Raw genomic sequence first — 12,501 nt, 5'->3', positions numbered from 1 at the left:
TGCTTGAGAGCCTTCGCCTTGGCTCGGTCGAGCGGCGAAAGCATCTCGTCAAAATTGATCTGCTTGTCGCCCTTCGAGCGGTGCGCCTTGGTATCGTACTTGCTGCTCAGGTAGGTGCGGCGGGCCTTCAGCCACGCCTTCTAGGCCCAGCCGCTGCGCATCTGGGAACGGGTAGCCCTCCTGGAGGGCCTTTACCCGATCCTCATGCGCTGCGCATCTGGGAACGGGTAGCCCTCCTGGAGGGCCTTTACCCGATCCTCATAGGTGGCGTCGGCCAGCAGTCTGACGTGGATCTGGTCGATGTATCCGGCAGCAGTGTCGTACCAGCTCATGGCTTTGCCCCGATCGCTACTGATCACTCGCCAACGATCTCGAGGCGCCCCACGGTAGGGTAAAGAACGTCCTCGAGTTCCTTCAGATCGCCGTTGCTCATCGCGACCACCTACTTGTTGATCGTGCGGCCCATGCGCTTTTTGCGCTCTGCCAGCATGCGACGCTAGCCGGCCGCCATCCGTTGGAGCAATGCTTCAGTCTTTCGGCCCCTAGCCATACTCAGCCCTCCTGCGCCTGCTCGTGACCCGGCAAATGGTCTCGGGTGGTCGTTATGACGATCGCGCCCTCTACGATATTGACGAGGTCGCGTTCGCTCGCGATATCGAAGCAGCTTGGCCGGCTTCCGATTGTCGTTGGCAGCTACGGGTGACGTCAAAATTGACTCCTCTGAAAAATAAAATCCGCTCGCGCTAAATCGCACGAGCGGGGCGTGTAAGTAGCAGACATTCAGTTCGTCCAAGCTGGCTTAAGGTCGGAGTTGAGCCAGGTTTGCGAACGGACGAAGCCCGGCCATTTGACCAGCGAAGTTCTGTCGCCAGCTTCAACAACGATGCCCGTAACGCATTCGTCATTGCCGGCCTCAACAACACCTTCACCGAACTGCGGTGCCCACCGGGACAACTCATCGACGCGATAGAAGGCTTCCTCGGCTCGCGTGATCCGCGCGACCATGTAGCCATCTTCACCCCCACCGATGATCGAAACGACTCCATCTGTGGTTCTGGCGTAGGCGCCCGCCTCGAAAGGGCATGGGTTATCAGCGCCGGAATGACCCGGCTGATGATCGTATTCATGTCTGCTTATTTGTCTTGCGCTGCTTCGATCTCGGGGCAGCCAAACGCATCACAGATCGGCAATGTGGGCACTGCAGAACCAGTGCTTCATAGCTTGTAGTAAGCGGCTCAGCGTAGATTGAACGCCGCGGGACGTCGCACGCCGTGCAAAGCAAGTCCGAGTCTTCCATACCGTCGTCTCCGAATCATGCAGTTATGCACGTTGTCGTTCACATACCGGCAGGTGACGCGAGGCTCATCACCCAAACGGGCTAGATTTGAGACGGGAAAGCTGGGACCTTGTGGAGTGTAGTCCGCTGGCGCAGTTTCTTGTTGCCACTTTTACCCAGTACCGTGCATAGCGCTCGGATGGGCCGCCGGAGAACGGCTCCGGGGCTGTTGGGCCTGCTACCCCCAGGTGGTGCGCCGAGGCCGTTCCAAGGCGACCGCATGCGCTCCGGTGCACCGCGGCTTGACCGACCTCTTGCGCTGAAAACAGCGCCGACGCGCTATCTGTCGTGGGATTGCAGCGGGCCTCAGCGGGCGCTGTAATCGCGCCCATGCAAGACTATCCAATCAAGATTACATTCGGCCAACTACGCGAAACCGGCGCTATGCGCATCATCGTCTTCTGCAAAGACTACCGGTGCTCGCACAACGTCCAGATGGACACGTCGCGATGGCCTGACGACGTGCGCATTTCCAATGTCGAGCCGCGGTTCATCTGCACGGTTTGCGGCAAGCGCGGCTCAAACATTCGGGCGGTGGATGTACCGCCCAAGATGGGCACCGGATAGGCTTACTTGCTTCGCACTTGAATGGCCCACCTTTACAGATGGGAGCCTCGATCGCGCTGACCTGCTAGTGCTAAGCACTAATACAGGGGTCTCGGTCCAGAATTACTGCAGACCTCTACTTGTCCGACGTTTCGATGGGCTTCGACTTTGCAGCCGGGTTTGACTGGCCGGCACCCTCCCGAATTACATATCATCTGTCCTTGCACTTGAGCTTTTGGTTTCGCTTTTGCGCTCTGCCCTTGAGCGCTCAATGTCGTTGATAAGATGAACCCAAGCAATCCAGCGGCCAATACAATTCGCATAATGCGCCTCCTGAAATGTCGTCGTTCAAGTTCAATTCCCTATCCGGTGTTGATGTTCACAGCGCTGGCTGCACGGCAAACCGACTATATTCCTTCAAGCGTAATCAGCATATCCAGTTTGCTGGTGCACGACTTTCGGAGCGCTATGAGCGGTTGGTACTCAGGCGATGTGTACCAAGCGTTCAGCGCGTCCATGCTAGGAAATTCGATGATTACGACCCGCTCGGGAAGCCAGTGACCACCCTCGGGAAATTTGTGGCTTCCGCCCTTGGTGAGGTAGCGGCCTCCATGCTTCGCAATCATTGGGCCTACGGCAACCCTGTATTCATCGAATTTCGCGGCATCGGTGATCTGATGCTCCACAATCAAAAATGCGGGCAAATCAACCTCCTTAAACTGTGGCTCACGCCCAACCGCAATGCGGCCGATTGGCGTTTGCAGTGTCTTGACTTAGATCAAAAGACCGGATGCGATCTCCTTCGGCCATCCACGGCCTACGGAACGGGACCACGATGCCGTCCGCCGCGCAAATTGCGACCTTGGCTAATTCGAGCGCCTCAAACCTGAGGTCCACAAGTGTATCGGCGACGCCCTGATGGTCGAGCTCCCGGACGAGCGCCTCTGAACTAGCGATCACAAAAAAATGCAGGCAATTTCTTCATGACAGATTCCTCCAAGGCGATGGCGGATCGTTCCGACCAGTAATCTTCCACCTCGAAGTGCGGGGCGGAGAATTCCACCGCCATCACAAGGGTAGCGCCAGGCAAATGACCTGCGGATCCTTTCCGCGGCGGACCTGAAAGCCAAATTTGGCGAAAACCTTCCGCATCGCCGTGTTCTCGGGCAGGACATCGGCGACGAGCTGCTTGAGCAAGGCCGCGTGCGCCAGAATGATGAGGTGGCGCATGAGCAAAGTGGCAACGCCCTGTCCCTGATAGTCGTCGATAGTCACGAAGGCGATCTCGGCCATTCCTTGGTCCGTGACAACGTAGCGGCCGCCGCCGATGATCACCTCGTGGTCGTCTTCATCGGCAAGCGCAATCAAGGCGACGTGACTGGCGAAATCGATGTTCATGAAGAAATCGACCTCCCTCTTCGAGAAGCTTCGCTTGGGACCGAAGAAGCGGCGTTGCAGCGACTGGCTGCTCGTGCGGCCGATCGCAGCCAACATATCTTGCTGGTCGTCGGCCCGTAACAAGCGGATCTTGACGCCCCGGCCGTCGCGCAGACTTTCGCTCGCTGCATAATTCTCAGGCACAGGCATCAACCTGTCCTCCCGGCGCCAGAAGGGCGCACGGCCGCGCTCATGGCTTGACCTAAGTCAACAATCCAGGCGCGCAGATGTTTTCAATCGGGGCGTTGGCGGAAGGATCGAAACGATGTCGCTGGACAATCCGCAACTCCCGGGCGGCCCAATGTCAGGGGTCGTCGCCAAGGCCGTGGAGTACATGGTAGATGCCGGCCAGCGTAGCGTGCTGCTTCTGGATATTTTGCGCCAACGCGGCGATCAGTATCGTGAGCATGTTGCACAGACGGCGCCCCATGTCCTGAGCTACGCGGCTGAGCTCATCCTGGACGGCCGCACGCTCGAGCAGCCCGTCAATTATGCGTTGGTGCGCATCATCCCGCCCAAGGGCGTGGAAATCGACCGCGACCGCCGGCCGTTCATTGTCGTCGACCCGCGTGCGGGTCATGGACCGGGGATCGGCGGCTTCAAGGCCGACAGTGAGATCGGCGTTGCGATGAAGGCAGGCCATCCCTGCTATTTCATCGGCTTCCTGCCTGAGCCAATGCCGGGCCAGACCATCGAGCGCATTGCGCGCGCCGAAGCCATCTTCATTGAAAAGGTCATCGAGCGGCATCCGGAGGCTGATGGCAAACCGTGCGTGATCGGCAACTGCCAGGCCGGATGGGCGATCATGATCCTGGCCTCATTACGGCCGGAGCTGTTCGGGCCAGTAATTGTGGCGGGCGCGCCGCTCGCTTATTGGGCCGGCGTCCACGGCAAGTATCCGATGCGCTACTCCGGCGGACTGCTTGGCGGAAGCTGGCTGACCGCGCTCTCCAGTGACCTCGGTGCCGGTAAGTTCGACGGTGCCTGGCTGGTGCAGAACTTCGAAAATCAGAATCCATCGAATACATTGTGGACCAAGCAGTACAATGTCTACTCCAAGGTCGATACGGAGGCGGATCGCTATCTCGAATTCGAACGGTGGTGGGGCGGGCACGTCAACCTTAATGCCGAGGAGATCCAGTTCATTGTCGATGAACTCTTCATCGGCAACAACTTGGCCGCGGGGCGCGTCAAGATGTCCGACGGGACCCCAGTCGATCTGCGTAATATTCGTTCGCCGATCGTGGTGTTCTGCTCAAAGGGTGACAACATCACGCCTCCGCAGCAGGCGCTGAACTGGATTTTGGATCTCTATGCGGATGTCGACGAGATCAGGGCGCATGGGCAGACCATCGTCTACACGGTCCACGAGACGGTCGGTCATCTCGGCATTTTTGTTTCCGGCGGCGTCGCCAAGAAAGAGCATGCGGAATTCTCGAGCAACATCGATTTAATCGACGTGCTGCCTCCCGGCCTTTACGAGGCGACGTTCGAGGCGAGGGGATCCGTCACGCTCAATGATGAGCTTGCGGTTGGGCAGTGGGTGATGCGCTGCGAGGCCCGCACGCTCGAAGACATTCGTGCGATGGGTGGAAATTCGCCCGAAGATGAGCGGCGGTTCGAGACTGCCAAGCGTGTCTCCGAAATGAATCTCGCCGCCTATCAGAAATTCGTGCAGCCATGGATCAAATCGATGGTGACGCCACAGATGGCGGAGATGATGCGCAACTGGCATCCGCTCCGCCTGCAATACGAGGCGTTCAGCAGCGAGAACCCCTGGATGAAGATGGTGGAGAACGCCGCGGACAAGGCTCGCGAAGCGCGCAAGCCGGTGGCCAAGGACAATCCCTTCCTGGCGTTCCAGGAGCGGGTATCGAAGCAGATCGTCAGTTCGCTCGATCAGTGGCGCGACTCGCAGGAGGCGCTGAGCGAGGCGATGTTCCTCGCCATTTACGGCTCGCCGACGTTGCAGGCCGCGGTCGGGGTTGATCCGCAGTCGACCCCCTCCCAACGCCGCGACATGGAGCCAAAGCATCGAGAGCTCTTGCAAGCTCGCATTGCGGAGCTGACATCCCGGATCAGGTCCGGCGGTATGCGAGAGGCCGGCATTCGGGCCTTGCTTTATGTCGGATCGGCCCGGGGCATGGTGGACGAGCGCAGTCTCGAGGCGCTGCGGCGGCTTCGCCAAGCCGATGAGGCCGCGCGCGTGACACTCGCGGAATTTAAGATGCTGGTCCGCGAGCAATTCTTCATGCTGCTGCTCAATCGAGAGACCGCACTGGCGGCCATTCCAAAGCTCCTGCCGGACAACATGGACGAGCGCCGCAGAGCGTTTGCCGTCATTCAGGACGTGCTGTCGGCAAGCGCGGAGATATCCGGCGAGGTGGCCAGGCGATTGAACCAGGTCGCCGAGCTGTTCGGGCTCGACGGTCATAACAACACCGTCCCCTTCGATCCGAAGGCCCGGGCGTTATAGCAATTCGGAGCGGAGTAGTGGGTGTCATGGCAACCGGACCGAACCAAGCCCAGCCGGGATCAAAATACGATCGTCTCATCATCGCCGCGAAAGGCGTTCCGTCGGTATCCACGATCGTCGTGCATCCCTGCGATGAGAGCTCACTGCGAGGTGCGATCGAATCCGCCGAGGCTGGCATCATCAAGCCGATTCTCGTTGGTCCGGCTGGGCGGATCCGAGATACCGCGGTGAAGCACAATATTGATATTGCCGGCTATGAGGTCGTCGATACGCCGCCAACTGAAGCTGCTGCCGCGGCCAGGGGCGTCGAGTTGATTCATGAGGGTCAAGGCGAAGTCCTGATGAAGGGCAGCCTCCACACCGATGAACTAATGCGCAGTGTGACGGCAAAGGTCGGCGGGCTACGCACCGACCGGCGCATCAGCCACGTGTTCGTGATGGACGTGCCGGCCTACACCGAAACGGTGTTCGTCACCGATGCCGCCATCAACATCTTCCCCGACCTCGACGACAAGCGCGATATCATCCAGAATGCCGTCGACCTCTACAATCAGGCCGGCTTCGGCACGACACCTCGGGTGGCGATCCTGTCGGCAGTCGAGACAGTGACGGCAAAGATTCCGTCGACGATTGAAGCGGCGGCGCTCTGCAAGATGGCGGACCGCAAGCAGATCACGGGCGCGCTGCTCGATGGTCCGCTTGCCTTCGACAATGCGATCGACATGGAGGCGGCGCGTATCAAGGGCATCAGGTCCGAGGTCGCCGGCCGGGCGCAGATCCTGGTCGTGCCCGACCTCGAGTCAGGCAACATGCTGGCGAAGAACCTGGCCTATTTCGCCAAGGCGGATGGCGCCGGCATCGTGCTCGGCGCACGGGTGCCGGTCGTGCTGACGTCGCGCGCCGATTCGGCGCGATCACGGATGGCATCCGCTGCGGTGGCCTGCCTGTACGCGGCGGCCCGGCGTCGTGGTGCTCCCATCGCCGCCGCGTGATTACCATGGATACGATCCTCGTCGTCAATGCCGGCTCATCCAGCGTGAAGTTCCAGGTCTTCGCGGTGGACGGCGAGGGCCGGCTGGCGCGGCAGCTGAAGGGCCAGATCGATGGCATCGGCAACCGGCCACGGATGCGTGCCGGCGGCCCCAGCGGCGAACCGCTGGTCGACCGGGCCTATCCGATCGAAGCAGTTGCCGACGTTCCTGCCGCCATGTCGGTCGCGCGCGCCTGGCTGAGAGACGAACTCAACATCAACCCTGTGGCCGTCGGCCACCGGGTTGTTCACGGCGGCCCGGATTACGGGCACCCGGTGCTGATCGACCCCGTGGTCGTGTCGCGGCTGGAACGCTACGCGCCGCTGGCGCCGCTGCACCAGCCACACAATCTGGCGCCCATTAAATCCTTGCTAGCCAATTTTCCGGCCCTGCCGCAGGTGGCCTGCTTCGATACGGCGTTCCACCGCGATCATGATCCGCTGGCGGACCATTATGCCATTCCGCTCCAACTGTACGCCGAAGGCGTCCGCCGCTACGGCTTCCACGGCCTGTCCTACGAATATGTGGCCAAGCGGCTGCCGCAGGTGGCGCCGGAGGTTGCGATCGGCCGTGTGATCGTCGCTCATCTCGGCAGCGGCGCCTCAATGTGTGCGATGCGGGCAGGGAAGAGTGTCGAGAGCACGATGGGATTCACGGCGCTCGATGGCCTCGCGATGGGAACGCGGCCCGGCCAGATCGATCCCGGTGTCGTCCTGTATCTGCTCAGCGAGAAGGGAATGTCCGCGCCCAAGGTACAGGACTTCCTGTACCGCGATTGCGGCCTGAAAGGTCTGTCCGGCGTCAGCAACGACATGCGCGAGCTTGAGAACAGCGCCGACCCGCGGGCTGTATTTGCGATCGACTATTTCATTTATCGCGTTGGCCTCAACGCCGGTATGCTGGCGGCGGCGCTGGAGGGGCTAGACGGCTTCGTCTTCACCGCGGGGATCGGCGAAAACTCGGTTTCGATCCGTGCCCGCATCTCGGAACGGCTGGCATGGCTCGGGATCGAGCTCGATCCAGTCGAGAACGCACGGCATGCCACCAGGATATCTCGATCGGACAGTCGAATCCCCGTCTACATCGTGCCGACCGACGAGGAACTGATGATCGCGCAGCATACGCTGACGCTGCTCATGAACCAGCCATCGCCAAATCCAAAACGCGAGAGAGTGTCATGAACATCCCGGTTTATCCCGAGACCAATGTCGCGCTGAAAGGCAAGAAAGGCTTGATCGTCGGCATAGCCAATGACCAATCGATCGCCTGGGGCTGTGCCAAGGCGTTTCGCGCGCTCGGTGCCGAGCTCGCTGTAACCTATCTGAACGAGAAGGCCAGGAAGCACGTCGAACCGCTCGCCAAGGCGCTGGAATCGCCGATCTTCATGCCGCTCGACGTGATGGCCGAAGGCGAGACCGAAAAAGTCTTCGAGCGGATCGGAAAGGAGTGGGGGCAGCTCGATTTCCTGCTTCACTCGATCGCGTTCTCACCGAAAGAAGCCTTGCACGGCCGTGTGGTCGACGTCGATCGGGCGGGCTTCCAGAAGACCATGGATGTGTCCTGCTGGTCGTTCATGCGCATGGCCCATCTCGCCGAACCGCTGATGAAGAACGGCGGCACGATATTCACGATGACCTACTACGGCAGCCAGATGGTGGTGAAGAATTACAATGTCATGGGCGTCGCGAAGGCGGCGCTGGAGGCGGCGGTGCGCTACATCGCCGCCGAGCTCGGACCGAAGGGCATTCGGGTCCATGCCATCTCGCCGGGGCCACTTGCCACGCGCGCAGCATCCGGCATTCCGGAATTCGACGAACTGATGGACAAGGCGCAGTCGCAGGCGCCGACGCGCAGCCTCGTCAGTATCGACGACGTCGGCAAGGCTACAGCGTTCCTTGCTCTTGACGGCGCAAAGCTGATCACGGGAGACGTACTCTATGTCGATGGGGGTTATCACATCATCGATTAGAGCACGGAAGGTCCGGCTAGCGGTAATGCAGGCCGATGACGTCGGCGACGCAGGCTGGGCGCGTGCCGCCCTCCATCTCGATCGCTACGCGGTAGCTGACCCTCAGCCCGTTCGGCGGCACGTCGACGGCCTCGACAATGCTGACGCGACCGCGCAGCCTTGATCCGGCCGGGACCGGCGCTAGATATCGGATCCGATCCGCCCCGTAATTGAGCGTGTTCTTCAGTCCTTTCAGGCCCATTACCGAGCGGATGAACATCGGTGTCAAGCTGAGCGACAGAAGGCCATGCGCGATCGTCATGCCTCCGGGCATTTCGACCTTCGCGCGCTCTTGATCGACATGAATCCACTGCTCGTCGCAAGTGGCATCCGCGAATTTGCTAATGCGCTCCTGCGTTACGTCGAGCCATTCACTGACGCCGATTTCGGTGCCTACCGCTACCTTGAGCTCCTCAAAGCCGTTGAAAATCCGCATGGCGTCGGCTTGCTCCCTTCAGAGGATCATTTCCGGAACAGCATCGGGAATTGCGAGCTCGGCGCCTGTCACCGCCAGGACCTCGGCGACGGTCACTCCTGGCGCCGTTTCCAGAAGGGTCGCCTTGCCGCCCGGGAACGCGATTACGGCGATATCGGTTACTACCAGATCGACGGAGCGCGCGGATGTCAGAGGCAAGTTGCACTTGGCGACGATCTTCGACTTTCCCTTTGCCGCATGCTGCATGGCGACGATAACGCGCTTGGCGCCGCTGACGAGATCCATGGCACCGCCCATGCCCGGCACCATCTTGCCCGGGATCATCCAGTTGGCGAGATGGCCGGCGGCGTCGACCTGCAGGCCGCCCAGCACCGTGATGTCGACATGGCCGCCACGGATCAGGCCGAACGACATTGCGCTATCGAAGGTGGCCGCGCCGGGCAGCGCGCTGATCGGATTGCCGCCAGCATCGGTCAAGAGCGGATGGGCCATACCTTGTTCGGGAATAGGGCCGGTGCCGATCAAGCCGTTCTCGGACTGGAAGAACACCCTGAGCTCAGCGGGAACGTAGTTCGCAACCAAGGTCGGAATCCCGATGCCGAGATTGACGAGGTTACCGGGGCGTAGTTCCTTCGCCACACGGCGCGCGATGATGGTTTGGGCATCCATGGCTCACCCGTTCGCGACGAGATAGTCGACCAATGGTCCTGGTGTGACGACGTGATCGGGAGCAATGACACCGACCGGAACGATATGTTCGGCGGTCACGATTACGGTGTTGGCCGCCATCGCCATTACCGGATTGAAATTCCGCGCGGTGAGAGCATAGGACAGGTTGCCTGCGTAGTCGGCTAGGAAGGCGTGTACGAGCGCGAAATCGGCGCGTAGTGCGGTCTCCAGCAGATAGGGCCTGCCGTCGACTTCGATCTTCTGTTTGCCTTCCTCGACCAGCGTACCGACGCCGGTGGGGGTCAGGACGCCGCCAAGACCGCAGCCGCCTGCGCGGATGCGTTCAACGAAGGTGCCCTGCGGAATCAGGTCGACCGTGATCTGTTTACCCAGCATTTGCTTCTGCGCCGTCGGATTCAGCCCGATATGGGTGCTGATCATGCCCGACACCTGCGAGCCTTCGAACAGTTTTCCGACACCCTTGCCGGGCGTTGCCGCATCGTTGCTGATCAGCAAGAGGCCCGATTTGTTCTGTCGGACTAGTTCGTCAAGCAAGCGCTCCGGCGTGCCCACGCCCATGAAGCCGCCGACCATGATGCGCGCGTTGTTCGGGATCATCGCAACAGCTTCTTCGGCGGATACGGCCTTCATGACTGGGCTCCGGCAATCGATCCGAGGCGGAATGTTTCAGCAAACACTGTCGGTTGGCGTGGTCCTCACGTTGATCTGGGTCAATGCCCGCGTCATTCGTCGTCTGCGTGACGATCAATCCCAAAGTTCGCCAGCAACAGTTGGCTATACCAATTGCTCGATGCAGCAACATGCGCTCGATATGCTGGCGGCCCTCGACGCGCTCCAAATCCCGTTCTGTCATCTCGCGACTCATTCCACCGGTGGCATCATCGCAGCGCGCATGCTGCTGATGCAGCCGGAGCGGTTTGGCCAGGTATTTGCGCTCGATCCCGTGACGCCACTTGGACTCGCATTCAGCGCTGAGCAGATCGGGCTATTCCGCGCAATGATGGCGAGCCGCGAGGTCACGCGCGCGATGACGGCGACGGCCGCATCATCTTTGTTTCTTCCGGACAGCATTGGGCCCGGTGCCATGCCGGTGTTCCGCGAGGGGCTAGGCGCGATCCAGGCCCTGTTCGAGCGGATTTTGGATCAGACGTTTGGCGTCTCCGAGGGAGTTTGGATCGGCACTCCGGTCAATCTCACACGCGAGCGGGAAAACCGCGAGCTCGAGCGGCGGATGTCCGAAATCCGGCATCCCCATCTCGTGGTCTGGGGCGAGCGCGACGGCTGGATCGCGCCCGATGATTTGCGGACCATGGAGGCGCCGATGCCGAACTGCCGCTTGGTGATCGTGCCGGGCGTCGGCCACTCGATGAACCTGGAAAAGCCGCCGCTCTACGCCGGCTAGTTTGGCGCGTGGTTTGGCGGTTTGAAAGACCACCGATTGTGACGCATATGCGTGGCAACGTCTTGCGCTTGTGGGGTGAGACGCTCCACATCGTATTTTCGCAAAGCTTGATCCAGGTCAATGGTTCACGAGCCCATGGGTTCAAACCTGCCTCGTTGGGAACGTCGGATCGGAGAACAACTTATGAAGATAAATGCGAAGAGAGTTGCATTGGCGACGTGCGTTTTCGGATGTGCCATGCTGTTGTCCTTCGACTGGTCGGAACAACGCGGCCTGTCAATATCTGTCGATAGCGTACAAGCCCGGGTAGGCCGTCCCCTGACGCCCGTGAGCGTTGCGGGTGTTGGCCGCCGTCAGACGCGAAGGGCTGTTTACGGCAGCGCGGCTGTTGGTGCAGCAGCGGCGGCCGGCGCTTACGGATATTATCACTATCCATCCAACGGTCAGGGCTTTGTATGTCAACCTGGCACGTATTTCCGCGGGGAGGATGGCCGCCAGCACCTCTGTCAGTAAGCCGATTATCGGGGCGAGGAGGGCGTAAACCGTTGCCGATTACTTTTTGGGAGAAGAGGAGCGTAACGCGGCACCCAGATCGTTGTCCAAATGCCGCAAGCAAAGGGAGTTCGTTCCACCCCGGTAACACCGCCGCCAGCCGCCTTGGACGACGATTAGATTGCTTCGGAGGACCAATGGCCGAAACCCCAAAGCTCTCGGTCGAGAGAGCGCTCGAAAAGTTACGCAATAGCGACAAACCAAAATCGAAGGACGAGCGCCATGCGGAGAAAATGAGCGTGCTCGACGAAGAAATGAAGCGCATGAGAGCGCAGAGGCTCCGCCTGGATCGGCCCAAACGTAACCGCGACTAGGTGATTTGTCGTTGCCAAAATCGGACCATGTGATCCAGGCGGCACTATATGCAGCGTCATGGCGAAACTCGCATAGATGAGCACGCCCTTACGCCGGTCAAAGACCGAGCTGGACTGATCTGAAGTCGCGCGGCATTTCCTGAAAAGTAGAATTTGACAGGTCATTTCCTGCTAGCAAGGCCCGCTACCGATGAACCCCTTCGCTAGCTTGGATTAAGATGGCTCGACTAGCCTGGTATCGTGTGTATCGATCGAACGCCGGTGGTCATCCCC

Annotated in this window: 14 protein-coding genes; 8 read left to right on the top strand and 6 right to left on the bottom strand. The window is 60.3% G+C overall.

Translation table 11 applies throughout. From position 1 onward, the window contains the following. Nucleotides 1-191 precede the first annotated feature (191 nt). Nucleotides 192-332: a hypothetical protein gene (locus tag ACE103_RS25510; protein WP_375775341.1), complete on the bottom strand. Its 141-nt coding sequence runs from the start codon at nt 330-332 to the stop codon at nt 192-194. A gap of 490 nt (nt 333-822) precedes the next feature. Here ACE103_RS25510 and ACE103_RS25505 point away from each other — a divergent pair, with 490 nt between their 5' ends. Continuing rightward, a complete protein-coding gene (locus tag ACE103_RS25505) occupies nt 823-1,227 on the top strand; it encodes a hypothetical protein (RefSeq protein WP_375775340.1) in 405 nt (134 codons plus the stop codon). 493 nt (nt 1,228-1,720) lie between these two features. After that, nucleotides 1,721-1,903: a hypothetical protein gene (locus ACE103_RS25500; protein ID WP_375775339.1), complete on the top strand. Its 183-nt coding sequence runs from the start codon at nt 1,721-1,723 to the stop codon at nt 1,901-1,903. 386 nt (nt 1,904-2,289) lie between these two features. Here ACE103_RS25500 and ACE103_RS25495 read toward each other — a convergent pair whose 3' ends face one another. Next, nucleotides 2,290-2,586, bottom strand: coding sequence for a DUF1330 domain-containing protein (locus ACE103_RS25495; protein ID WP_375775338.1), 297 nt, complete (start codon nt 2,584-2,586; stop codon nt 2,290-2,292). A 364-nt stretch (nt 2,587-2,950) separates the two neighbouring features. Beyond that, a complete protein-coding gene (locus ACE103_RS25490; protein ID WP_375775337.1) occupies nt 2,951-3,469 on the bottom strand; it encodes a GNAT family N-acetyltransferase in 519 nt (172 codons plus the stop codon). Between the two features lie 115 nt (nt 3,470-3,584). On the opposite strand from ACE103_RS25490, the gene ACE103_RS25485 reads away from it, so the two are divergent. Genes ACE103_RS25485 through fabI form a run of 4 tightly spaced genes read left to right on the top strand, consistent with a single transcriptional unit; the run spans nt 3,585 to nt 8,795 of the window. Further along, nucleotides 3,585-5,795: a DUF3141 domain-containing protein gene (locus ACE103_RS25485; RefSeq protein WP_375775336.1), complete on the top strand. Its 2,211-nt coding sequence runs from the start codon at nt 3,585-3,587 to the stop codon at nt 5,793-5,795. 26 nt (nt 5,796-5,821) lie between these two features. Then, the gene (locus ACE103_RS25480) at nt 5,822-6,787 is read left to right on the top strand and encodes a phosphate acetyltransferase (protein ID WP_375775335.1); all 966 of its coding nucleotides are present in this window, start codon (nt 5,822-5,824) and stop codon (nt 6,785-6,787) included. Nucleotides 6,788-6,792: 5 nt separating this feature from the next. Then, entirely contained in the window at nt 6,793-8,007 is a 1,215-nt protein-coding gene (locus ACE103_RS25475) for an acetate/propionate family kinase (protein ID WP_375775334.1), read from the top strand. Continuing rightward, complete coding sequence (gene fabI / locus ACE103_RS25470; protein ID WP_375775333.1) at nt 8,004-8,795, top strand: enoyl-ACP reductase FabI; 792 nt, start codon at nt 8,004-8,006, stop codon at nt 8,793-8,795. Before ACE103_RS25475 ends, fabI begins: the two co-directional genes overlap by 4 nt. A 16-nt stretch (nt 8,796-8,811) precedes the next feature. Here fabI and ACE103_RS25465 read toward each other — a convergent pair whose 3' ends face one another. Genes ACE103_RS25465 through ACE103_RS25455 form a run of 3 tightly spaced genes read right to left on the bottom strand, consistent with a single transcriptional unit; the run spans nt 8,812 to nt 10,590 of the window. Then, nucleotides 8,812-9,270 (bottom strand): MaoC family dehydratase, encoded by a 459-nt coding sequence (locus tag ACE103_RS25465; RefSeq protein ID WP_375775332.1) that lies wholly within the window; start codon nt 9,268-9,270, stop codon nt 8,812-8,814. Nucleotides 9,271-9,288: 18 nt separating this feature from the next. Beyond that, nucleotides 9,289-9,939: a 3-oxoacid CoA-transferase subunit B gene (locus tag ACE103_RS25460; RefSeq protein WP_375775331.1), complete on the bottom strand. Its 651-nt coding sequence runs from the start codon at nt 9,937-9,939 to the stop codon at nt 9,289-9,291. A gap of 3 nt (nt 9,940-9,942) precedes the next feature. Next, complete coding sequence (locus tag ACE103_RS25455) at nt 9,943-10,590, bottom strand: CoA transferase subunit A (protein ID WP_375775330.1); 648 nt, start codon at nt 10,588-10,590, stop codon at nt 9,943-9,945. Here ACE103_RS25455 and ACE103_RS25450 point away from each other — a divergent pair. Together ACE103_RS25450 and ACE103_RS25445 are read left to right on the top strand one after the other, a co-directional pair. Further along, on the top strand, nt 10,517-11,362 hold the full coding sequence (locus ACE103_RS25450) for an alpha/beta fold hydrolase (RefSeq protein WP_375775329.1): 846 nt from the start codon (nt 10,517-10,519) through the stop codon (nt 11,360-11,362). The two genes, ACE103_RS25455 and ACE103_RS25450, sit on opposite strands and share 74 nt — an antisense overlap. A 689-nt stretch (nt 11,363-12,051) precedes the next feature. After that, a complete protein-coding gene (locus ACE103_RS25445; RefSeq protein WP_375775328.1) occupies nt 12,052-12,228 on the top strand; it encodes a hypothetical protein in 177 nt (58 codons plus the stop codon). The last annotated feature ends 273 nt before the right edge of the window (nt 12,229-12,501 follow it).

This window comes from Bradyrhizobium sp. ma5, assembly GCF_042258955.1.
GTDB lineage: Bacteria > Pseudomonadota > Alphaproteobacteria > Rhizobiales > Xanthobacteraceae > Bradyrhizobium.
This window is presented reverse-complemented; position numbering and strand designations above follow the sequence as displayed.